General features: G+C 36.8%; 13 protein-coding genes. 6 read left to right on the forward strand and 7 right to left on the reverse strand.

Annotation, left to right across the window (positions count from 1 at the left end):
- The first annotated feature begins 158 nt into the window (after positions 1-158).
- From QHG57_RS02020 to trxA, 6 genes are all read left to right on the forward strand, one after another.
- Entirely contained in the window at positions 159-1,406 is a 1,248-nt protein-coding gene (locus QHG57_RS02020; protein ID WP_330168419.1) for an argininosuccinate synthase, read from the forward strand.
- A gap of 364 nt (positions 1,407-1,770) precedes the next feature.
- Positions 1,771-3,432, forward strand: coding sequence for a lysine--tRNA ligase (locus tag QHG57_RS02025; RefSeq protein WP_330168420.1), 1,662 nt, complete (start codon positions 1,771-1,773; stop codon positions 3,430-3,432).
- A complete protein-coding gene (locus QHG57_RS02030) occupies positions 3,432-5,006 on the forward strand; it encodes a peptide chain release factor 3 (RefSeq protein ID WP_330168421.1) in 1,575 nt (524 codons plus the stop codon). Before QHG57_RS02025 ends, QHG57_RS02030 begins: the two co-directional genes overlap by 1 nt.
- 1,003 nt (positions 5,007-6,009) lie before the next feature.
- On the forward strand, positions 6,010-9,129 hold the full coding sequence (addB, locus tag QHG57_RS02035; RefSeq protein WP_330169364.1) for a double-strand break repair protein AddB: 3,120 nt from the start codon (positions 6,010-6,012) through the stop codon (positions 9,127-9,129).
- A gap of 2 nt (positions 9,130-9,131) precedes the next feature.
- Positions 9,132-12,605: a double-strand break repair helicase AddA gene (addA, locus tag QHG57_RS02040; RefSeq protein WP_330169365.1), complete on the forward strand. Its 3,474-nt coding sequence runs from the start codon at positions 9,132-9,134 to the stop codon at positions 12,603-12,605.
- A 174-nt stretch (positions 12,606-12,779) separates the two neighbouring features.
- Positions 12,780-13,103: a thioredoxin gene (gene trxA / locus QHG57_RS02045; RefSeq protein ID WP_330168424.1), complete on the forward strand. Its 324-nt coding sequence runs from the start codon at positions 12,780-12,782 to the stop codon at positions 13,101-13,103.
- 790 nt (positions 13,104-13,893) lie between these two features.
- On the opposite strand, the gene tsaE is transcribed toward trxA, so the two are convergent.
- The 7 genes from tsaE to QHG57_RS02080 all read right to left on the reverse strand — a co-directional run bounded on the left by tsaE (position 13,894) and on the right by QHG57_RS02080 (position 23,928).
- The gene (tsaE, locus tag QHG57_RS02050) at positions 13,894-14,364 is read right to left on the reverse strand and encodes a tRNA (adenosine(37)-N6)-threonylcarbamoyltransferase complex ATPase subunit type 1 TsaE (RefSeq protein WP_330169366.1); all 471 of its coding nucleotides are present in this window, start codon (positions 14,362-14,364) and stop codon (positions 13,894-13,896) included.
- 51 nt (positions 14,365-14,415) lie between these two features.
- Positions 14,416-16,881, reverse strand: coding sequence for a sensor histidine kinase (locus QHG57_RS02055; RefSeq protein WP_330169367.1), 2,466 nt, complete (start codon positions 16,879-16,881; stop codon positions 14,416-14,418).
- Between the two features lie 34 nt (positions 16,882-16,915).
- On the reverse strand, positions 16,916-18,313 hold the full coding sequence (ahcY, locus tag QHG57_RS02060) for an adenosylhomocysteinase (protein WP_330169368.1): 1,398 nt from the start codon (positions 18,311-18,313) through the stop codon (positions 16,916-16,918).
- A 707-nt stretch (positions 18,314-19,020) separates the two neighbouring features.
- On the reverse strand, positions 19,021-20,019 hold the full coding sequence (locus QHG57_RS02065) for a complex I NDUFA9 subunit family protein (protein WP_330169369.1): 999 nt from the start codon (positions 20,017-20,019) through the stop codon (positions 19,021-19,023).
- Between the two features lie 43 nt (positions 20,020-20,062).
- Positions 20,063-21,382: a bifunctional folylpolyglutamate synthase/dihydrofolate synthase gene (locus QHG57_RS02070; RefSeq protein ID WP_330169370.1), complete on the reverse strand. Its 1,320-nt coding sequence runs from the start codon at positions 21,380-21,382 to the stop codon at positions 20,063-20,065.
- Positions 21,383-21,386: 4 nt separating this feature from the next.
- On the reverse strand, positions 21,387-22,307 hold the full coding sequence (gene accD, locus QHG57_RS02075) for an acetyl-CoA carboxylase, carboxyltransferase subunit beta (protein WP_330168430.1): 921 nt from the start codon (positions 22,305-22,307) through the stop codon (positions 21,387-21,389).
- Between the two features lie 901 nt (positions 22,308-23,208).
- Positions 23,209-23,928 carry a sulfate transporter family protein gene (locus tag QHG57_RS02080; RefSeq protein ID WP_330168431.1) on the reverse strand — a complete coding sequence of 240 codons (720 nt, stop codon included), beginning with the start codon at positions 23,926-23,928 and terminating at the stop codon, positions 23,209-23,211.
- Positions 23,929-25,687 lie beyond the last annotated feature (1,759 nt).

Below are 25,687 nucleotides of genomic sequence, written 5' to 3' on the forward strand. Positions count from 1 at the left end.
TTATTTTTAAGCAGTATTCATTATTTACACTTTAAAGCGTTTTTATTTACGTTTTTTGCGTCTTTTTAATGTTGCTTAAAGAAAATTTATTTTTATATTTCTTACATTGTTTTGATTTCTGGATAGAAATAAATGAGCAGCTCATGTAGAATTTTGAAATGAAGAAGTGGCAAAATATTAGAAAAGTTGTTTTGGCTTATTCAGGGGGATTGGATACGTCAATTATTCTCAAATGGTTGCAAAGCACGCTAGGCGTTGAAGTTGTAACTTTTACAGCGGATTTGGGGCAGGGGGAAGAGCTAGAATTTGCTCGTCGTAAAGCTGAAATGCTAGGTGTTAAAGAAATCTACATTGAAGATTTGCGCGAAGAATTTGTGCGTGATTTTGTGTTTCCGATGTTTCGAGCCAATACCGTTTATGAGGGGACTTATCTTTTAGGAACATCAATTGCACGCCCACTTATTTCAAAGCGTTTGATTGAAATTGCTAAGGAAACAGGAGCAGATGCAATTGCTCATGGGGCAACGGGTAAAGGCAATGATCAGGTACGTTTTGAGCTTTCCGCTTATGCTCTTAATCCTGATATAAAAATTATTGCTCCGTGGCGTGATTGGGATTTTAAGAGTCGGACAGATCTGTTTGAGTTTGCTCGTACACATCAAATTCCTGTAGAAAAGGATAAGCAAGGCGAAACGCCTTTTTCAGTGGATGCGAATTTATTGCATTCTTCATCAGAAGGAAAGATTTTAGAAGATCCAGCACTTCCTGCTCCTGAATATGTCCATATGCGCACTCTTTCGGTGGAAGATGCTCCAGATCAAGCAACTAGAATCACTCTTGGCTTTAAAAAAGGTGATGCTATTTCAATCAATGGAAAAAATTTATCTCCTGCAACTTTACTCGCAGAATTAAATCATTATGGGCGCGATAATGGTATTGGTCGGTTAGATTTGGTAGAAAATCGCTTTGTGGGTATGAAATCGCGGGGTATTTATGAAACTCCAGGGGGGACCATTCTTTTAACGGCTCATAGAGCTATAGAATCTTTAACGCTAGATCGTGGTGCAGCTCATTTGAAAGATGAATTGATGCCACGTTATGCAGAGCTCATTTATTATGGATTTTGGTTTTCGCCGGAACGTAAGATGCTTCAGGCAGCTATTGATTTATCTCAAGAACATGTTGAAGGTGAAGTCACGTTAAAACTCTATAAAGGAAACGTGATTGTTGAAGGGCGCCAAAGTAAAAAATCGCTTTATTCTAGTGAGTTGGTAACTTTCGAAGATGATCAAGGTGTTTATGATCAAAGAGATGCAACTGGTTTTATTAAATTAAATGCTCTACGTTTGCGTACATTAGCAATGCGTCATCAAGGTGACAAAAAAAGAAATAGAAAATTACGGTGAAAAGCATAAAGTGGGGGCAGTGCTTTTGTATGAAATGCCTAACTTAAGCATTTTTGTCTATTGGTTTTTGCAGTTCTTTCGCTCAATATTAGAGATTTCGCTTTTGTACTAAATCAGTATAATAAGCAAAACCCGTGATAATAATAGCAATGAAGACTCCGATAATCAAAACAAGTCAATTTTGATTTATAATATTGAATGTTTTTGATTTTTATCAGAACGAAATGTGTTTACAGCGAGGGTGGTTTTTGTATTGTGACTTAAGAGTATAAAGAAATTTTCATCTTTTTGCTTGCTATTATTGACGAATAAATTCAAGAACCATACACCCTATTTTGAAAGAGTGTAATTTTTAGGATAAATAATGATGCGTGATCAGTGTGATGCCCTTAAGCTTACGCCTGAATTAAAAGATGCGGCTTCTCAATCAAAAACTTGGCCATTTGAAGAAGCACGTAAGATTATCAAACGGTATGAAAAGGCGGGTTATCCAGACAGTGTAATATTTGAAACAGGTTATGGACCTTCTGGTTTACCGCATATTGGAACTTTTGGGGAAGTTGCACGTACAACCATGGTGCGTCATGCATTTCATATTCTTACGGAGAATAAAGTAAAAACAAAATTGCTTTGTTTTTCTGATGATATGGATGGTTTGCGCAAGGTTCCTGAGAATGTGCCTGATCGCGAAAGGATGGAGCATTATCTTGGTCAACCGTTGAGCCGGGTACCTGATCCTTTTGGAGATGATTATCCTTCTTTCGGAGCAGCGAATAATGCACGTTTACGGGCTTTCCTTGATCGTTTTGGTTTTGATTATGAATTTGCAAGTGCTACGGATTATTACAGTTCGGGTCGTTTTGATGAAACGCTTTTGAAAATCCTTGCCTGTTATGACAAGGTTATGGAAATTATTTTACCAACATTGGGTGAAGAACGACAAGCAACCTATTCGCTCTTTTTACCGATTTCTCCTTTTTCTGGAAAAGTATTACAGGTACCGATGATTGCGCGTAATGTTGAAAAAGGTACAGTTACTTATATCGAACCAGAAACAGGAGAAACCATAGAAACAGAGGTTACAGGAGGCAAGGTTAAGTGTCAGTGGAAGGTAGATTGGGCTATGCGTTGGACAGCGCTTGGCATTGATTATGAAATGGCAGGAAAAGATCTTATCGATTCCACAAATCTTTCTTCTAAAATTTGTAAAGTATTAGGTGGGAAGTCCCCAGAAGGATTCAACTATGAGCTCTTTTTAGATGAGAAAGGGCAGAAAATTTCCAAATCCAAGGGAAATGGCTTAACCATTGATGAATGGCTTACTTACGCCCCAACGGAGAGTTTAGGTCTTTATATGTTTTCAAAGCCTAAAACAGCAAAAAGGCTTTATTTTGATGTTATTCCAAAAGCGGTTGATGAATATTATGCGCATCTTTCAGCTTATGGTCGCCAAGAATGGAAAGAGCGGCTGAATAATCCTATATGGCATATTCATAATGGTTGTCCACCGCAGGTTAGTTTGCCTGTTTCCTTTGCGATGCTTCTGAATTTGGTAAGTGCTTCAAATGCGGAGAATGCAGAAGTTCTTTGGGGTTTTATTTCTCGTTACGCTAAAGGAGTAAATGCACAAACTTGTCCAGAACTTAATCAATTGGTGAAGTTTGCCATTAAATATTTTGATGTTTTTGTTAAACCAAACAAAAAATTCCGGCTCCCTGATGATAGCGAACGAGCAACATTAGCACAAATTGATGAAAAATTAGCTAATTTACCTGAAACTGTTGATGGCAATATGCTACAAAATATGCTTCTTGATGTTGCACGGTTAACTGAACGCTATCAAGATCATAGCAAAAAAAGCCCTGAAGGTGGGCCTGGTGTTTCCAATGTTTTTTTTCAAATGTTGTATGAAGTCCTTCTGGGACAAGAGCGAGGTCCACGATGGGGATCATTTATAGCGCTTTATGGAATTAATGAAATGCGTGCACTGATTGCTGAAGCGCTTGCACGGCCGACGGAGGAATAATGGAAAAGAGAGTGCAGGAAGTAAAGCGACGCCGTACATTTGCAATCATTGCTCACCCAGATGCGGGAAAAACAACATTGACAGAAAAGCTTTTATTGTTTGGTGGTGCTATTCAACTTGCAGGAGAAGTAAAAGCAAAAAAAGATCGTATTCAAACCCGTTCTGATTGGATGAATATTGAGCGTGATCGTGGTATTTCCGTTGTGACTTCGGTGATGACGTTTGAATATGAAAATCATATTTTTAATCTCCTAGATACTCCAGGACATGAGGACTTTGCGGACGATACCTATCGCACTCTCACAGCTGTTGATAGTGCTGTCATGGTGCTGGATGCGGCCCGCGGGATTGAGCCTAGAACATTAAAATTATTTGAAGTGTGTCGGATGCGGGATATTCCTATTGTTACGTTTATCAATAAAATGGATCGTGAGGCACGTGATCCTATAGAGCTTTTAGATGAAATTGAAGAAAAGCTTGCGCTTGATACCGCGCCTATAACCTGGCCAATTGGTACTGGTAAAGATTTTGTTGGTACCTATGACCTTTATCATAATCGTTTTCGTCAAAAAGATGATGAGATAACACAGCGGATAGTTTCAAATCCCAGAGAGGTTGTCCATTTACTCCCTGAATATCAACGTTCAACTTTTATTGAAGGGGTAGAACTCGCTCAAAGTATTTGCAAGCATTTTGATCTTCAAGCTTTCCGTGAAGGTCATATGACTCCGGTTTATTTTGGTTCGGCTTTGCGAAATTTTGGTGTTCGTGATTTGATCAATGCGCTTATTGATTTTGGTCAAAGTCCTCGTGACCAAAGTGCAGATCAGCGCAATGTCATAGCCATGGAACCTAAAATGACGGGATTTGTTTTTAAAATTCAAGCGAATATGGATCCTAATCATCGTGATCGTATTGCATTTTTTCGGGTATGTTCGGGAACACTTGAACGTGGTATGAAGACCAAGTTGGTTCGAACAGGAAAACCAATGACACTTTCGGCTCCACAATTTTTCTTTGCGCGTTCACGCCAAATTGCTGATCAAGCCTATGCTGGTGATATCGTAGGGATTCCTAATCACGGAACATTGCGTATTGGCGATACTTTGACTGAAGGAGAAGATATCCTCTTTAAGGGAGTCCCAAATTTTGCACCAGAGATTTTGCGTCGTGTTTGTTTGGGTGATCCAATGAAAGCAAAAAAGCTCAAAGAAGCTTTGCAACAAATGGCTGAAGAAGGGGTTGTACAATTGTTTATTCCTGATGATGGGTCGCCTTCTCTCATTGGTGTTATTGGTGCTTTGCAAATTGATGTTTTAAAAGAACGATTAAAAATAGAATATTCTTTGCCTGTGAATTTTGAGTCTGCGCGCTTTAATTTATGCCGTTGGATTTCAGCGCAGAGCAAAGATGAGTTGCAAAAGTTTCTCAGCAATCACCGCTCTGCTATTGCATATGATTTAGAAGGTGATCCAGTTTTTTTAGCGGAGAACCATTTTTCATTGAATTATGAGGTAGAAAGAGCTCCTAAAATAAAATTTTCTGCTTTTAAAGATTATCAAGTACGCTCTTAAAATAATAAAATAAAGAAAAATCTTTTCTACAATAATTTGATTAATAATGATAATTTATCGTTTTTCATACTGGGTGAAAAATCTAAATATTGTAAGTTTCTTATATTGAAACAATCAAAATCATTTGTTTGCACGTCATAAGTAGGATTGGTATGTGCGTAAAACACTTGAAGCAAGAAATACAATGCCTCTTATAAACCTTCTCTATAGCTAAGAGCTTTCAAAATATTGGGTGAGGGTAAAAAATAACGATGGCAGTGTGTGGTGTGCTTTATCCTATTCACGGAAGTTTACATTATACTATTCATTTATATTATTTACGGGACGACATTACGAAGTAAGATCAAGTGCAATGAAAGGTGTCTCTTTAAAAACAAACATATAAAATTGCAACATAATGATATTTTGGGGTATTCTATTTTGTACAAGGGATGTAATCCTAGCAAGATAGAGGCTTGTACGATAGACTTTTGCAAAACTCCCTCCCTCTAAAGTAATTCATTTTCACTGTGAAAGGTGGAATATTATTATTATTTTTTTCACGCTTTTTGTGGAATTCGAAAATATTATTTATGAAACTGATTTTTTAAATTTTGCAATATCATGATATCTATTTTTTCTGAAAATGATGCAGTATGTAAAGAATATTGTCAGATTGCACAGTGTAAAGCATACAGTAAATTTATTTATTATATTCAAAGAGCTACAATACATTGGTATCCCTAGCGCTTTTTAAAACTTTAATATTTATTTTTATATTACCTATTTGAGTTAGAGAATAAGCTGTAGCCAATTCTACGTTGAAAAACATCAGAAAAATTTTATACATTTTTCCGCGATGACTTAAGACATATAATTTATTTCAATATTTTTTTAAATCTAAACTAAAAAATCTGCTGTATAAATATAGCTTTTCAGTTTTTCCTTGTATAAATGTTGTATACAGTCAAAATAATACAAATAATCAATAAGCTGAAATTTGTTATCCCAAATATGAGATCATATGACCTATAAACCGCGTGTCTTTTCTATTTCTCCGGGAGCTGCTTTTTTGCCTCACTTTGTTGATGCACTACTCTCTGGTAGCCTTATTGATAATTTCGCTTCCAGTGGAGATATTCAAACTGCCCTTGCCGATAGCCTTATTTATGTTCCGACACGTCGTGCTGCTCGCGCTTTGCGTTTAGCTTTTGTTGAAAGAAGTGATACACAATCAACATTCTTGCCAACCATTCGTGCTCTAGGAGATATAGATGAAGACAGTTTCCTTTTTGCTGAAAATCATACCAGCGCTCTCGATCCACCTATTGAAGAAAGCGAACGTCTTTTACTTTTAGCACGCCTTATTCGTTCATGGCGTGAAAATTTGCCTGCGCATATGCGTGCTATGTTTGGTACAGAAGATGTGCTTATTCCGGCTCACACTGCCGATGCGATTTGGCTTGCACAAGATTTAGCACACTTGATGGACGAAATTGAAACAGAAGGAGCAGACTGGTCAAAACTAAAAAATATTGCACCTGATATGGTCGCTGAATGGTGGCAGATAACGCTCGATTTCCTAACTATTGTTACGCAAAATTGGCCAGAAATCTTGACAGAAAGACAACGAAGTAATCCTGCTGAATGGCGAAATCAAGCACTCACAATGCATGCAGAGACTTTACGATGTATGTCGCCTGATAAACCTATCATTGCAGCTGGTGTGTCAGGTTCTATTCCTGCAGTTTCTCATCTTTTAAAAGTTATCGCTTCTCTGCCAAAAGGGGCTGTTGTTCTTCCTGGCCTTGATCTTCATATGGATGAAGAACAATGGAATGCACTCAGCACAAGTAATAAAGGAAAAACAGCTTATGATTTTTTTGATCATGCAGAAAATGTTTTTAGTCATCCTCAATATCATTTAAAAAAACTTCTAACTCTCATGGAGTGTCAACGTCATCATGTTTGCGAAATTGGCCAACAAAATATAACAAAGAAAAGGCGAATGGCTCTTTTATCAGAAGCACTCCGACCAGCTTCTACAACAGATAAATGGGTACAAATTGTCCGTGATGATTATGAAAATCTGTGTGCAGATTGGTCATTTATTGAAGCTATAAATGAACGTGAAGAAGCTCTTGCTATAGCTGTTACCTTGCGCAAAGCTATTGAAGAACCCCAAAAAACTGCAGCCCTTATTACAAATGACCGTAATTTAGCACGCCGTGTTGCTGTGGAATTACAGCGATTTGGAATTGAAGCAAATGATTCAGGCGGAACACCACTTGCACAAACATTGCCTGTAACTCTCTTACGACTTATTTTAGAAAATGTGTTGCAACCCGATGATTCTATTGCTTTTCTTTCTCTTCTTAAACATCCACTGACAACACTCCAACAAAACCGTCATCGTTTACGGGAAATGGCAGAAAATTTTGAACTTTTTGTTCTTCGAGGGAATACAGGGCGCATCAATCTTTGCGAATGTGATCAATTTCTTGAAAAATGGATTGAAATATACTTTCATAATAGTTCTGAAATCAACGCTTTTGATCAGCAGAAATGTGAAGAAGCACGTTTTCTTTGTCATCTTTTGAGGAAAGCTGTTGAACCTTTAACATCTCTTATGAAACAAGAGAAAGAATGCACCATCAATGAAGCTGCGATAGCAACTGTTGAGGTTTTTGAAAATTTTGGTCGCAATGAGGATAATTCTCTTGCACATCTTTATCAACACGAAGCAGGACAAGCCCTATCAAAATTTTTACGTGAATTGATCAGTGATCAATCCGGATTAACATTTCATCTTTGCGAATGGCCCGCTATGTTTTCTGCCATAATAGCAAATCGTTCCGTTACACCTTCGCCTGGAGGACACCCACGTTTATTCATTTGGGGTACTTTGGAATCACGTTTGCAAACAGTTGATACAGTGGTCATCGGCGGTCTTAATGAAGGGTCATGGCCGATATCAACCCGAAATGATGTTTTTTTATCGCGACCGATGAAAATGATGTTAACTTTGGAACCACCAGAGCAGCGTATTGGTCTTTCCGCGCATGATTTTCAATGGGCGATGGGAATGGATAAAGTAGTGATGAGTCGCGCACTGCGCGTTAATCATACGCCTTCCATTCCTTCGCGCTGGCTACAACGCATGGAAACAGTTGTAGGAAAACAGGTTTGGAAAAAAATCCGTGAACGAGGTGAAATATTACGTCATTGGACAAAGATGCTTGATCATACAGGCATAACTTCTGAGGTGGAACGTCCTTGCCCTGCTCCACCTCTTGATATACGTCCGCGTCATTTTTCAGTCACTGAAATAGAAACATTGCGGTATGATCCTTATGCTATTTATGCTAAAAAAATCTTACGGCTCAAGCCACTTAAAGAACTTATTCATGATCCTAGCGCTTCAGAACGTGGAACACTTTATCACGCTATTCTTGCATCTTTTTGCACACAAATAAAAAATCCAAATGCTGCAAATGCACTCAATGTACTGCTTTCTATTGGACGTAAAGAGTTTGATAAATTCAATTTTCCACCCGATATTGAAGTAATTTGGTGGAATAGTTTTGAAAATCTTGCTCCACGCCTTATTCAATGGGAACAAAGTTTAGGACTGCGAGAGCGATATTCGGAAGTGGTATCACAAAAAATTCCTATAGGAACAACAGGGGTAACCCTTTCAGGACGTGCTGATCGTCTTGATGTTTTGCCAGATAAAACAATTGAAATTCTAGATTTCAAAACCGGAACCCCTCCTTCATCAAAACAAGTTCGTGAATTATTATTTCCGCAATTGGCTTTAGAAACAGCTTTACTCATACAAGGGGGATTCCCAGATTTTCAAGATTTGACCCCCTCAAATTTATTTTACATTCCCCTTAACGGAAAAGATGAAATTAAATCCCAATCAATTCTTTTAAAGAAACAAGACGGAAAAACTCACCTAAGTGCTGTTAATCTTGGTGAAAATGCATGGGAAAATCTTATCGCACTCATAACTTATTATCAAAATCCACAACAAGGCTATCTCTCACATGCTGTCCCTATGTCAAAACGATATGAAGGTGACTACGACCATTTGGCACGGTTGTGGGAATGGTCAAGTGGTTTTCATAAAGAAGAGTAATCATGACGTTTTTTTCTATTCCTGAAGCCGCTCTTGAAGCACAAACAACGGCAACACATCCCCAAAAAAACGTGTGGGTTTCTGCAAATGCTGGATCTGGAAAAACCCACGTTTTAAGTGAACGTGTTATCCGTTTGCTTTTAAACGGTACGCCTCCAGCACGTATTTTATGCCTTACTTATACAAGAGCTGCTGCTGCTGTTATGCAATCACGAATTTTTAGCACGCTTTCCAGTTGGAATGAACTTGATGATGCACAGTTGCAAGAAACCTTAACACGGTTTGAAAAAAAAACTGTTAATGCGCAAAAACTAACTTATGCACGACAACTCTTCGCGCGTGCTCTCGAAACGCCTGGTGGCTTAAAAATCCAAACAATTCATGCTTTTTGTGAATCTCTCTTGCATCAATTTATGTTAGAAGCCAATATTGCAGGGCATTTTGAACTTCCCGATGATATCAGCCGAAAAAAATTACGACAAGAATCCCGTCGCCAACTTTTAGCCCGTCGTGATGTACAGCCTGCTTTGCAACAGTTATTGACAGTTATTAGCGAACATACTTTTAACCAATTGCTCTATGAAGCAACGGAAAAGCAACATAAACTCTCTGATTTTTTATCTTCTCTTCTATCTGAAAATGGAGAAGAACAATTGCGTGCACTTTTTAACTTAGCGCCCGATGAAACAAATCAATGTCTATTGGAACAAATTAAACAGACAGCGCGCCTTCCTTTTTATGCTCTTAACCATTGTGAAACCAATGGCGGTCAAAGCTTCAAGGATATGGTGGCAAAACTTTCCCAATTAGACAATGTGCGTGATGAGACCAATATTCTCAATATTATTTCTGATGTTTACTTTACAACAAAAGGTGAGCCGCGTAATTTTTCACATTTATCTCGTAAAAAATCAGACCAAATTTGGCCTTTTATTCAACAAATGCTTGAAGATAAACAAAACAAGCTTTCTATTCTTTTAGAGAAATATCAATGCGCAAAAGTTGCTACCCTCAATATGGCTGCTTTTCAGTTATGTTCCGTTTATCTCAAAATCTATACGAATCTAAAAAAAGCCAATAGCTTCTTAGACTTTGACGATCTTATTGAGCGTACGCTTCATTTGTTACAGCGCAAAGGTGCAAGCCAATGGGTGCACTATAAACTTGATCGGGGACTTGATCATATTCTACTTGATGAAGCACAAGATACCAATCCTGAGCAATGGCAAATTATTCAATTGTTGGCACAAGAATTTTTCTCAGGGTATAGCCAACGAACAAATATACGGACTGTTTTTGCTGTTGGAGATGAAAAGCAATCTATTTATTCGTTTCAAGGCGCTGCTCCAGAAAATTTTGCTGCAAATGGACGAATCATTCAAAAAAAAGCGCAGCAAATAAATCAGCAATTTGAAAAAATACAACTGCATTACTCTTTTCGCTCTACAGCGGATGTTCTTAAAAGCGTTGATATTGTTTTTGAAACACCAGAAAACTATAAAGGACTTTCGGCAGAAAATACAAAAACGGTGCATGAAGCTATTCGTGTTCATAGCCCCGGTAAAGTTGTTATATGGGACGCAATTTCCAAAGAAACGAGTGAATTTCCTCATGATTGGCATTTAAGCGTTGATCATTTAGATACCCCTGAAGTTCGTTTAGCAGAAAAAATTGCTGAAACTATTGCCAACTGGTTACAAAAAGGCGAAATGCTTCCAGCAAAAGGACGCTTAATACGTGCAAGTGATATTATGATCTTGGTTCGTAAACGTGATCAATTTGTCTCAGCTCTTTCCCGTGCTTTTAAAAACCGCAATATTCCCGTAGCAGGGGCTGATCGTTTGCAGCTTACAAAACATATTAGTATCCGTGATTTAATGGCGCTTGCGCGTTTTGTTTTGCAGCCACAAGATGATCTTTCTCTTGCTTGTGTTTTAAAAAGCCCCCTTTTTGCTTTTAGTGAAGTGGAACTCTATCAGCTTGCCGCCCACCGCTCCGGCTCTCTTTGGCAAAGCTTATCTACGCACGCATCATCGCAGGTATCTTTTAAAGATGCTTTTGAAAAGCTAAACCATTATCGCACTTTAGTAGATAAAATACCGGTTTTCGAGTTTTATAGCCATATTTTGAATATTGATAAGGGAAGACAAAAAATTCTGTCTCGTTTAGGATCTGAAGCAAATGATGTGCTCGATGCTTTTATGGATTATACGCTCACTATTCAAAAAACAGGATTACCAGGATTACAAGCTTTTTTAGAAACGTTAAGTGCAAGCGAACCAGAAATTAAACGTGAATTTGAACAAAATAATGAAGAAATTCGCATCATGACTGTTCATGCTGCAAAAGGATTAGAGGCTGCTGTTGTGTTTTTAGTCGATCCTGGTAGCGCGATTTGGCATCCTCAGCATGCGCCTCACTTGCTTAAAGTTCCTTTGAATAATGCGCAAACGAACGGAAAACAAGCCTTTATTTGGCGCCCCAATGAAAAATTTGATACAAAACTCTCTAAACAAGCAATTTCGCATTTAAAAGAGCGTGCAGAAGAAGAATATAGGCGTCTTCTTTATGTAGGAATGACACGCGCTGAAGATCTCTTGTTTATTTGTGGATATAAAGGTCAGAAAACGCCATCTCATACATGGCTACAACTGGTAAAAAAAGCCCTCGAACCGCATGCTCTTGCTATAAAAGGTCCTGCAGAAGATATTGCAGCTTGGCATTATTGCATCACACCTCCTTCTGCTTCTATAAATCAAGAAGTTTTCCGCGCTGAGAGTCAAGCTTTACCACCTTTGCCTGCTTTTTTCTCCCATAAAGTACCAGAAGAACCAGTGCTACCAAAACCGTTAAAACCCTCAGTCGCGAGCCTTTCCATTGAAGCTGATACAGAGCTGTCCTCAAGTCCAAAACAGCTTACTATCTCACCTGTTTTAGGAGAAACAAATACCAACAGAGCTTTTTCCATTGAATATGGTAATCTCGTTCACCGATTGTTACAATATCTACCTGATTACCCCCTACAAAAACGTCGAGATTATGCTCGAAACTATCTTAATATTAAAGCCTCTCATTGGCATGAAAGCCAAAGAGAAGATGCTCTTCGCCATGTTTTGAAAATATTAGATCATGTTTATCTCAAGCCCCTTTTTTCTGAGCATTCACGTTCTGAGGTCTCTTTAATGGGTATTGTGAAAATTCGTGGAAAAGAACAAGCAATTTCTGGTCAAATTGACCGTCTCTACATTACGCAAAACAGCATTATTTTTGCCGATTTTAAAACAGGAATTCCGCCAGAAAATGAAGCCGCTATTGCTTCTCATCACTGGTTGCAAATGGCTCTTTACCGAAAATTGTTGCAAGCTATTCATCCCGATAAAGATATCCAAGCTCTGCTTATCTACAGTAAAGAAGCCAAAATTTTTAAACTTCCTCCAGAAAAACTTGAGGCATTTCTTGGTGAAGTTGCCTTATAAGTTATACCTTTCCTTCAAAGCATCTTTACACTTTCTTACTTTCATAAAATCGCCCAAACAAACACAATGCACAATCTCTGGTGTAAAAAAGCCTTTTAATAATTTATCTTTGTAATAACTTGATATGAATTGTTATCATACCAATCTATAAAAATGAATATAAAGGATAAATCAATGACGTGTATAAAAGTTGATAAGGCTAATTTCGAAAGTGAAGTTCTAACCTCTTCCACCCCTGTTGTGGTTGATTTTTGGGCAGAATGGTGTGGCCCTTGCAAAATGATTGCTCCAATTTTGGATGAAATTTCAATGGAAATGCAAAATAAAGTTAAAATTGCTAAGGTAAATATTGATGAAAATCCGGAACTGGCTACCCAATACGGAGTACGTTCTATCCCTACATTATTAATGTTTAAAAATGGAAATATTTCATCGAATATGGTTGGCGCTACCTCTAAAGGACGTCTTTCTGAATGGATAAAAGATGGGCTTAGTTAATTCCACATATAATCACTATAAAGGAGAGAAGTTTTGTCTCTCCTTTTGACTTTTTTAAAACATTCTTTTTTGCAATATATTGTAATGAAAAGACAATGAAATCAAAATCTTAAAATAATTTATTTCAATTTTTTTAAGAATCCATACTTTTATGCATGATTCAATAGACCATTTTTTATAAAAAAATTGCCCTGTATGAAGAATATAGGCAATTCTTGCCTTATATGCGCGTTAAAAATATTGGGTGGATGATAATTGCATAAAGGTATTTTCTTCTGGATAAGGCTATTGAGATAGATAGTGTTTTCAACACATAAAAAAAAGCAAATATCAATCTAGCAATCAGAAGATTTTTGTTTGGAGTTCTTAGCAATCATAAACGGAGATTTTAAGCAAAAACTTTACAAATTACTTTTCTGAGGTTCACAATTTTTAAGCAGAAAGAAGCAAGCACTTCACTACAGGTTATATAATGCTTTTCTAAAGAGCTACTACTTCAATTTAAAATTGCTTTACCTATTCTTTAGAATAACAAGACTTTTTTCGAAGACTTTAACAAAAATATAAAAGGAAAAACATTCTCTAAAATAAATTGATGAATTCTTATAAATTAACGGCTGTCCTTTGCAATTTATGTCATTGTTATATAGTCAGTATTTCGTTGTATCTTCATAGTTGATTCCTCCATGAGGGACTTCTTTGTGTTATTCATCATCTCAAATTTCATAGGTACGTACTGAGGTATTATCAATTAAAAAATGATGATGTCTATGCTCATGTCGATGTTTTTTTAAAATGTACGAATTGCAAAAGACTGTTGCAAACGTTCAATGGAATGTTTTGCTGATTTGAGTGTTACATGACGTCCCTGTTCTTTATAGTGTAAGGTGAGTGCAAAAGTGGCGAGCTCTAAAAGAGCTGTACTTCTTTCTGGCCATTCAACAAGTAAAATATTTTCCTCACGAGCTTCATGAAGCCCTAATTCATCAATTTCTTCTTCCATAGAAAGGCGATAAAGATCAGCATGAATAATTTCAAACTTTGGAAGTTGATAGCTTTGCACAAGAGTAAAAGTAGGGCTTGGAACATCCATAGTATTATCGTTCGCAAGTGTTTGAATAATTGTACGTGCAATAGTTGATTTTCCAGTTCCAAGATCTCCTTGCAGCGTTACAAGATCCCCTGGCTTTAAAGAAAGGGTTAAATGTTGTGCAAAAAGCTTTGTTGCCTCTTCATTTTCAAGAAAAAAACTAGAATTCATTAAGGGTTCCATAAAATGGATGAAAAATTTTTGTTATAATAAAGATTGAAATTAAAAAATCTTATCTCCTTTGGAAAGTGGGAAAAAGCATTTGACTGTTGTTCCTTTTCCAGAACCGGTAAGAATTTCAACATGTCCACCGTGTAGTTCAACGAAACTTTTCACAAGGGAAAGTCCAAGACCCGCTCCTGCACGTCCACCATGGTGTGAATGAGAAGAAAAACGTTTAAAAATACGATCAAGAACGTCTTCTGGGATGTCAGAGCCTTCATTGTGAACGCTAAAGACAATGTTATCATCTTGTTCGTCGACGCAAAATTCAATAGTGCTCGCCTCCGTTGCAAAATTAATAGCATTACTCAGTACATTCACAAAAATTTGATGTAAGCGTTTTTCGTCAGCAGAAATAGAATTTAAGGAAGGAGAAATTTGTTGTAAAAGCGTAATATGGCGTCCATTAAGGCGATCTTCTATACGTGCTACTGCTTGTATCATAGCATCTGCAATATTAACCGATTTTATGTCCAACTCCATAATGCCTGCATCAAGGGTAGCAAGATCAAGAATATCGTTAACAATATTTAAAAGAGTTCCTGATTCTGAATGAATATGCCCAAGATATTCTTGTTGACGTTTATTGATAGAACCGAAAATTTGATCGCGTAAAATATCTGAAAATCCAATAATATTGGTAAGAGGTGTACGCAATTCATAGGAAACATGTTGGACAAATTCATTACGCAAACGATCGGCACTTTCTAATGCTTCATTTTTTTCTTGAAGAGCACGCGCAACATGGACAGTGTCCGTAACATTCACAAAAGTAAGCATTGTTTGTCCATCAGGAAGAGGGACCAAAGTATAGTCAATAATCATATCATTTTTAAGATCTATACGACCTGAATATGTTTCACGTTTTTCAGCAAAACCGGTAATGAATTTGGTAAATTGATCCCATTCTTGTCCTAAGGTTAAGGCTGAACAATGGCTTTGTAACTGTGTAATATGTGTTCCTTCTACCAGTAAATTATAAGGAAGCGACCACAATTTCGACAGGGCAGGATTCGATAAACGAAGGCGTCCATCAGTACCAAAAACGACCACGCCTTCGGAAAGTTTATCAAGTGTTTCACCTTGTATTTTAATAAGTGTATTATAACGGCGTTCAAGATCAATTTTTTCTGTAAGGTTTTCGTAAAGCCAAGTGACACCTCCTTGTGGATGAGGGCTCGAGACAACACGCACCGTACGTCCATCTGGAAGATTCCAAATTTGTTGGTTCGATTCTGTTTGTCGATAGGCTTTAAAAAGTTCTTCTTTCCATGCGCGCCAATCGGGGTGTTCAGCAATGAGCCCTTTTTCACGTAGACGTTCAAGAAGTAATGTATGGCTTGGTTCACTTTCTAAAAAGGAAGTCTCCAACGGCCATAAAATTTTAAAAGCATGATTACAGAATTTTAATTTTTGGTTTGTATCGAAAATGGCTACAGCTGTTGAAATTTGGTCAAGTGTTTCACAATGGCTTTTAAGAACATATCTTAATTCATGAGCAAGATTTTCATATGCGCTGTCATCACGCGCAAAAGCAGCCATCCCTTCGGCTGTTGTAATACGTGTGAGATGAAAACGATGCCGTTCTCCATCAATAACTGTGTGAACATGTTCTTGAAAAATTGTTTCTGTTTCGTCTGTTTTGCATTGTGTATTTTCATTGAAGAGATCCCCCACTTCATTGCTGTCTTCATGAAAGTTTGTCATCTCTCTAAAGGCGCGATTGATAAAACAAACTTTTCCTTCACAATCTTTTATCCATACGGGCTCTTGAATAAGATCAAGAAGATTACGTTGCATTCTCAGTTCGGTAAGAAGGCGGGCGATATCTTTCTGTAAACGAGCATTTTCACTCTGTTGTTTTGAGATATCTTGAAAACGAACAATAGCGACTGTTCTTGCGATGACTCCTGTAACTTGTAGCAGTACATTGTTTGTGGTGGTGATAGAAAGATCAAAAGGATGACATTTACAACGTAGTTGAGTCAATGAATAATCAAGTTCTCGCAGAGAATTTTCTTCAACCCAGAGCTCAAAACGCTGAAAATCTTTCTGATCTATTCCTATTTTTTGTAATGCAGAAAGGGCACCAACGACACGGGGTAAGGTTGTTGGATTTTCCCAAATAAGAAGGAATTGCTCGGTTTCTTCCAGAAGCCATTCATAATATTTAAGTTTTTCAGAAAAATTTGCCTGAATTATCTTCAAAGGCTTCTGTGCAGCTTTTTTTGCATGCATGATGACAGCCATGCACGTGAAAAGTGAAGCACAAGAAATTCCTCCACACAGCGCTAACAGCAGCCATGGACCATTTGGCAAAGTGAAGAAAAATGGTAAATAACCTTCCAATGACTGAGCAACAGTGCATGTTGGAGAAAAAAAGAAAAAAAGGCAAAATATATACGTATAGATTCGAATCATTTTTTGAGTTTTTTCTTTGGAGTTATAGTCACCAAAGCTGAGCACTACATCTTTCCCTTTTTTTACCCAAGGAAATGTTTTAGTAACGATAATGGTTTGGTTTATAAGGTCCTTGTGGTGTGACTCCAATATAAGCGGCTTGTTCTTCTGATAAAACACTTAATTTTATTCCTAACCGATCAAGATGTAGACGTGCAACTTTTTCATCAAGATGTTTGGGCAAAACAGTGACTTCATTTGTATAGTGTTCTGCACGTGTAAAAAGTTCAATTTGCGCTAAAACTTGATTAGTAAACGAGGCTGACATGACAAAAGAAGGATGCCCCGTTGCATTCCCGAGGTTTAACAGACGCCCTTCAGAGAGTAAAATGATGCGTTTTCCATCGGGAAAGGTGATCATATCAACTTGTGGTTTAACATTTGTCCATGGCAAATTTCTAAGGGCTGCGACTTGGATTTCGTTATCAAAATGACCAATATTTCCAAGAATACACATATCCTTTACTTGTTGCATATGGTCTAAACGAACAACATCTTTATTGCCTGTTGTTGTGATGATAATATCAGCACTGGAAGCAGCATCATCCAAATTAACAACTTCATAGCCATCCATAGCTGCTTGAAGAGCGCAAATAGGATCAATTTCTGTTACTTTAACACGAGCCCCAGCACCAGAAAGAGATGCTGCTGAACCTTTTCCCACATCACCATAACCACAGACAATGGCAGTTTTACCAGCGATCATCACGTCTGTTCCACGTCGAATACCATCGACCAATGATTCTTTACATCCATATTTATTATCAAACTTTGATTTAGTGACGCTATCATTGACATTAATAGCAGGAAAAGGCAGAAGCCCCTCTTTTTGTAATTGATAAAGACGATTTACACCTGTTGTGGTTTCTTCGCTTACACCTTTAATTGCTGCGCGCTGTCGTGTAAAAAATCCTGGTGTTGCATCCATACGCTTTTGTATTTGTTTGAAAAAAAATTCTTCTTCTTCTGTTTTAGGATGCAATAGGATATCTTTATTTTGTTCTGCACGACTTCCCATTAAAATATAGTTTGTGGCGTCAGCTCCATCATCTAAAATAAGATTGGAAGGATTACCATCTGGCCATTGGAAAATTGCATCTACATAAGTCCAATATTCTTCCAATGTTTCACCCTTAACGGCGAAGACAGGAATACCAGTTGCGGCGATAGCTGCTGCTGCATGGTCTTGTGTAGAAAAAATATTGCTAGAGCTCCACCGTATATTGGCGCCAATAGCTTTTAATGTTTCAATTAAAACAGCTGTTTGAATTGTCATGTGCAATGAGCCAGAAATACGCGCTCCGCGTAAAGGTTGATTAGAGGAAAACTCTTTGCGACAAGCCATCAAACCAGGCATTTCAGTTTCAGCAATATCAAGCTCTTTACGACCATAAGCGGCAAGGGCAATATCTTTGACAACAAAATCTTGAGCTGCCATTCTTCATTCCTTTAAAATAAATTTTTCCAAAACGGTAGGAGAAATTAAAAAAAAATGCAAGACAAGAAGAGGACTTCTTTATGTGAAAAAGCGCTTTTAAAATCTCCATAAATTTGTGCAACAAATATGCATTTATGGATCTGAGTAATGATGTTACTGACAGAATAAAAGATCTTCATGATAAGTTTTATTATATAAAAAACTCTACACTTTTCACGTAACTTTAAAGCTTTTAAAAATCTCAGAGGGAATACATACCTTTTAAATGATAAAAATGGTGCATTGTTTCACAGTTTTTATATCGATTTTTTAGGGATAATATCGAAAGCAGTATACTCGTATTCTACTCACTTATACGGTTGTTGAAAAAGGAAGTATTACCTTACTTTAATCTCATGACTAAGCTTTTTAGCAAAATAATATAATGCAAAGCTATAGGTTATCATGTTTATGAATAGGCAATTCAGAATCGGTTCTTTAGGATTCCAATGTTGCATCTGTTCTTGGATAAAGATAGTTTATAAGAGGTGCTTTTCTCCTGTTTTCAATGCATACTATAGATATACGATTAAACATTTTTTGTGATACTGAATAGAGCATTTAAAATGCAAAAACATTGCTCTATTGAACACTCTGATTTTAAAACAGCTAACAACGAGCTATGAATTATAAATCAAATAATTAACCCAGTTTTGGAAGAATTTATTCTAGACGAGTAGGTTTTGGGAAAATTGACCATGTGGACGAAATCGCCAGAGATAACTTGGCAAGAATGCAGCCATTGCTCTGGGGGTAATTCCCACACCTTCTAGAGTATATCCATTCTCTATAGCCTCTTTAGAAACAATGTTATCCATTTGCAAAAAACGTATCTGATTGGCTGTTACAAGTGTTGGTACAAAAGGCAATTTACCGATAGTTCCAAAAAATCCTCCAATCAATAGACCAACAGAAAGGGGCATGGATAGGATTGTTTTTTTACGGTGAATAATTTTGAGTATATTTTCAAGAGTATTTTGGAAGGTGATAATCTGAGGACCACCAAGATCATAATTTTTTCCCCAAGAAACCTGTCCATCTAAAGCGCGCGCGATAAACTCAGCAACGTCACCAACATACACGGGTTGCAATTTGCTTTGCCCACCTCCAAAAAGAGGCATAATCGGTAAAAAACGTGACAAATCTGCTAAGGTGTTAAAGAAACAATCCTCTGGTCCAAAGATAACGGATGGACGGATAATAATTGCTTGAGGATGCTTGTTATGAATGATTTGTTCACCCATGAACTTAACACGTGCATAAAGACATGAAGCATTCTCGTTAGCCACAAGTGTTGATGTATAGATGAGTGGAATAGCAGCTTCTGCTGTTAATTCAGCAACATTATAAACGCCATCAATTTGTGTGTTTTTAAAATTCGATTGACTTGCTTGTTTTAAGCTACCAGGCAAAAACACTGCTGCATCAGCTCCAAGCAATGCGCGTTCAACAGAGGCACGATGCTTGATATCCGTTTTAAGCATTTGGGTTTGTCCTACTTCTCCTATTTGGAGCATGTAATAAGCTTTTTGAGGACAACGAACAGCAATACGAACGCGATATCCCCGCTTAGTCAAAGTCTCAACGACATGTCTTCCTACAAAACCAGATCCGCCAAAAACAGTAATAAGTTTAGGATGTTGATAAAGTGCACAATCAAGTTGCATGATTAAAAAGTCTATCTTTCAAAGCTTTTAAAATAATCAATTTCTAGCACGGAGGTGTTTTATTGTCACGCAAAATATCGCCCGCAAGATAAAGGGAACCACCAATAAGGACAATTGCCTCTTTATATTCTGCTCTAATCTTATGCAAAGCATCTTGTAGATGTGCTTGTGGAGTAGCAAAAATTCCTGCTTTTTGTGCTGATTCAGCTAAGTTTATTGGAGAGATACTGGCATTATTGTTAATCAGCGGTATCGTATATATTTTATCGACAAGGTTCGCTAAGGAACGAAAATAACCGACAGCATCTTTGGTATTGATCATGCCAGCAATCATAATAATGGGACGATCTGTTTTTTTTCTCCATTGTATAAGTTCTGCCGCAATAACTTTTCCAGCAGCAGGATTGTGACCACCATCTAACCATAAATCAATATTAGGAGACAATTGATCAACCAAATGTCCTTGGATAAGATGTTGCATCCGTGCGGGCCAATAAATATTTTTCAAAGCGTCATTTATGGTTTGTTCTGAAAGTTGAAAACCCGCTTGCTCAACTGCTTCAAGAGATGCGCCAGCATTGGCAACTTGGTGGTCTCCAATAAGGTTAGGAAGTGAAAGATCCATGAGACCTTGATTGTTTTGAAAAACCATACGTCCATGTTCTTTATAACTTTGATAATCTTGATCAAATAGAGAATAAGGTGCTTTATTTTTATCGGCAAGGGGTATTAAAGTAGCAAGAGTTTCTTCATAATTTTGCTTCCCAATGACCACTGGAACGTTTGGTTTGATAATCCCTCCCTTTTGAAAAGCGATTTGAGCAATTGTGTTTCCAAGAAAGTTCTCATGATCATAATCAATGGGCATAATAAGCGATACAGCTGGTTTATTAATGACATTGGTAGCATCAAAACGTCCTCCCAACCCAACTTCTAAAATGACAACATCAGCTGGATGTATACTAAACAGCATAAAGGCAGCGGCTGTAAAAATTTCAAAAATAGTAATCGGCTCTTGACGATTTACTTTTATAATTTCACGGATTGTCTCAGCTAATTGGTTTTCTGTAACAAGTTGTCCACCTCCTTTTTGACCTAACCGGCAGCGTTCATTCCAGTTGACGAGATGAGGTGAGCTGTAGACATGAACGCAGTATCCTGCGCTTTCTAAAAGAGCACGGCAAATTGCTGAGGCAGATCCTTTACCATTTGTTCCAGCGATGTGAATAATGGGGGCAAGTTTTAAATGTGGATTACCAAGACGCTCTAAAAGGTGAACAATACGCTCTAAAGAAAGATCAAATTTTTTCGGATAATTTTTTAGTAAATCATCCACCACCTTTTGTATTTGGCTTTGTTGCATAAATTTAAGCTGCTTTTGTTGCAGAAAGCGATGTTTGAGAGTCTGTTGGGGATGGATCGGAAGGGTTAAAAACAGCAGGACGTTTCATCATTAAACGTAAAAGACGTGCAATTGTTGTTTTCATTTCTAAACGCGATACAACCATATCAATCATACCATGTTCGAGCAGATATTCACTACTTTGAAAACCTTCTGGTAGGGTTTCGCGTATAGTTTGTTGAATCACACGTGGACCAGCAAAACCAATCATAGCGCCAGGTTCGGCAATGTGAATATCACCAAGCATGGCGTAAGAAGCAGTAACACCACCGGTGGTTGGATTAGTTAGCACAACAATATAGGGAAGTTTTGCTTCTTTTAACATTTCAATCGCTACTGTTGTACGAGGCATTTGCATCAACGAGAGTGTTCCTTCTTGCATGCGCGCGCCACCAGAAGCAGAAAAAAGAACCAGCGGGCACCTTTCGGCAATAGCAGTATCAAAAGCTTTGATAATAGCTTCTCCTGAAGCCATACCGAGTGATCCACCCATAAAGGCGAAATCTTGAACGGTTGCAATAATTGGTAAGCCTTCAATCGTACCACGTGCACTTAAAATATTGTCATCAACACCAAGTTTAGAACGATAATCTTTTAACCGGTCAATATAGCGTTTTTCGTCACGAAATTTTAAAGGATCTGTTACAACTTTTGGATTTTCAAGAACTGTATAAGCACCATCATCAAAAAAATGCATGAGACGATTTTTAGCGCTGATACGCATATGATGGCCAGAGTTGGGAGCTACAAATTGATTGGCTTCCAGATCTTTATGGAAGACCATTTCACCACTGGTAGGATCTTTAATCCATAGATTTTCTGGAATTTCACGGCGTCCCAATATAGAGTTAATTTTAGGACGAACATAATTTGTAATCCAGTTCATCTTTATAACCTTCCTTTAAATATTACACATCTTTCGCATGATTTGAAAGAATATAAACTTAAGCAGTCACATTTGTTTTACCGGTGAAACAAAGGAGCCTATTTAATATTTTTATCAGTGTACGTATAGCTTGTTTTTTAATTTTTTATTTTTTACTTTGGTATTAAAATCCACTCCTTGCGATGGTTAACAAACCCCTTATTTTTTAATAAAAATGAATATCCAATTAATCATTCATATCAACAGTCTTGAAGAAAAGAAGCCTTATAATATAAGGCGTTAACAAGGCTAAAATAATCCATTAAAAATAATGAATATGATAACGCCATATTAGCGTTTCGCTAACATCAGAGCAAGATTTTTTTCAAAAGTCTCTTTAAAGCGCGTACTTTTCATAATTAAAGTAGAATACCCTCAAAAATACTATTATTCATTTATGTACTTTGTTACACAGACATTTTTAATAATTCTCAAAACTCTCTTATGACGGTGCTCATGAAGAGTATATACTCTCCATGAATGGTATAAAATACATTATGCTCTCCATTTTTACTGAAATAGAAGGTACAAATCGATGCCATCACACTCTTTTCCAGTTTTCAATGTGACGATAATGTTTGTATTGAGAGGATTCATAAAAGATATTTCACGCCTTTTTGAAAGTATTTTTATCCATACACCACCTCCGCTTATGACATATTAACATAACGATTTCAATTGATCCAATATGAATAGGATTAAAATGAGAAAGCCTCATGATATTTAGTTTTTTCACTCATGTTGTGAAACGATAAATTATCATTATACATCAATATATTGCTTTAATAAGAGAGAAAGCATAAAATTTTATATTATGCTTTCTTTGGCTGGCAAGTTTTATTAGCCTTAAAGTCAAGGAACATTATTTTTGTGTAATGCGCGCCATGGTCTTTTGGGAAAGCATTTTGTGTAAATATGTCATAAAGGCGGCTGCAAAAAGCGGTGTTGCTAAATTAAGAATTGGAATCGAAACAAAAAGCGCTATCAATAATCCTGCACCAAAAACCGTTGTGTAATGAGTATGTAAAAAAGCACGTGCATCTTGCTCTGTTCGAAAACGATAAGCAGCAAACAAGAAATATTCATGACCAAGCAAATAACCATTAATAACATAAAAAGCAATTAAATTAATACCTGGTATGAAGAATAAAACAAAAGCAATTCCATTACCAAGAAGGCTTAAAATAACAAATTTAAAGGAAATGATAAGAGAACGCCGAAACGGCAAAGCTTGTCCAATAGGCTCGTTTGGATAATCCTCTTTTTCAATGATTTCAGCAGCAGAGTCAATGAAAAAACCACCAATCATAGCTGCGATTGGTGCAATAAAAAAAGCCAATAAAAGAACCAAACCAAGATTAAAAATGATAAGCATGCTAAAACCAATCCATCCTGCCCAACTAGGGAGTCCAGGAAAAAACTGAGCAATCCAGGGCCAAAAGTAAGACACAAAAAGTTGATGCAGACATAACCATAAAATGGCGAGAATGAAAAAAGTAACCCCCAATGCTTTCAGTATCATAATACTATATTGCGAGGTCAGAAGCCGTTGTAAAGCACGATAGGCAGCAGTAAAAATCATAGATTAATAAACTAAGGAAAGAAGCAAAAAAAACAAGAAATATATTTAAAGAATGTACGGTGTGATTTTTTCTTTTTTGAATTAAAGATTTCTTTTCAAGAACATTATAAAAAAACGGCTAAGAGCTTCTTTGTTTAAAATAAAGTTTGAGTAAATAGAAATTTTGATTTTTAAAAACCAAGAAGAATTTAAAAAGCAGCTGTTATAGAAGAAATTTTTAATATTTTGTACAGAGTGTAGATTATTGCATTTGTATGATATATGTGAAAAATTAAGGAATAAGAACTATTTGGGAGGAAAGTATTTATTCAGTAGAGTTGTCTAACTTCGTTTATCTATGTGCTTAATTGTTTTGCACAAATCCTAATATTCTGTACTTTTCTACTATTTGGCAACATGCTTTTGCCTCTGGCTTTTATTCAAAACAATATTGAGTTCAATGGAATAGGAGTAATGTAGCAGCTCCGTAGATATTCTGATTTTGTGCAACAAAATGATTAATATGATAGAAGTGAAAAAATAGGCTTAGGCGATTGACCATCTATATCCCATGGAAGGGCAATTTCTTGAGAAGAAGCAAAGAGTGGGAGACACCACTGATGATTAAAAATGATGAAATTTTAAAAGCTATAAGTGCAACGAAGTAAGAATTCATTGAAGCACTTTTCATACAAGTGGTGCACTGTATCAAATAATTTTTAGATAATGACACCGTTAATTTATGAAGAGAATTGATCATTTTCAACTTGAATAAGAATCCAAAATATAGAAATATTCTTTCATTTCTAAAGCCTCTATTCAACATCAAAAAATTATTTATTTGCACATTATAGGTGAGACCAATGTGTGGATACAAAGTTTTCGATAAAGGAACAAAAATGCTTCTCATGAAACATCACAATGTAAGGATATCATGGATCAAATTCTAGTCTTTGTGGGTCTTGGTAGGCTGGAGAGAGGACACACACCTTTAATCTTAAAGACCGATTACAGAGGAAAATAATAAAGGCGTCAGTTTCATAAACTGATAGACAGTGGTGCAATGAATTTTGTCTACACTCTTTATGAGTATCAGTGTGAGATATGTTTCAAATTGCATTGAGATGTTATAATATATTGATTTATACATTATTTTACATAGTGAATAAGAGCCCCAAATAAAGTTGTCATATTTTCTTATTAGCGGCTCTTATCATGAAACAATCAAAATCATTTATTTGCACATCATAAATAGAACCAATATGGGGATAAAAACATTGAAGAAAGAAAATACTTTTTATAAATTTTATCCAGTGCAAGAGCTTTCTCAAAATTGATGATAGGTAAAATGAGTGATAGTTTGTTTTTTTTATAAGCTGGGGAGACAGTGGCGCAATAGATCCTACTTTTTTGCAGGTTAGGATGAGGTGGGATTTTTAAAGAAACATTTCCCAACGCCCGTCACACCCATTTCGCAACAGCGCCTGTGAATGGTATAAGGGTAAAGCTCTCGTGAATACTATAAAACTTATAGGGCATCACTATCTTTACGCTTAATAAAAGGGCACGCTGGTGTCACCATCTTCAGTGTTGCTCGACAGCCTTTGGTCCTTGAGACGGTCCATCATAAGCATTTTTAGTTCTTTCTTAAACGTTTTGTATTCATACGGCTATCCTTGTTTGCAACATGCAAGGCAAATGGTTTTGATTGATTCAACATGAGAGAGATTCGCAATGAGAGAATCATACGATATGCGGGATTCTAATTTAATATGAACAA

The organism is Bartonella grahamii subsp. shimonis (assembly GCF_036327415.1).
Lineage (GTDB): Bacteria > Pseudomonadota > Alphaproteobacteria > Rhizobiales > Rhizobiaceae > Bartonella > Bartonella shimonis.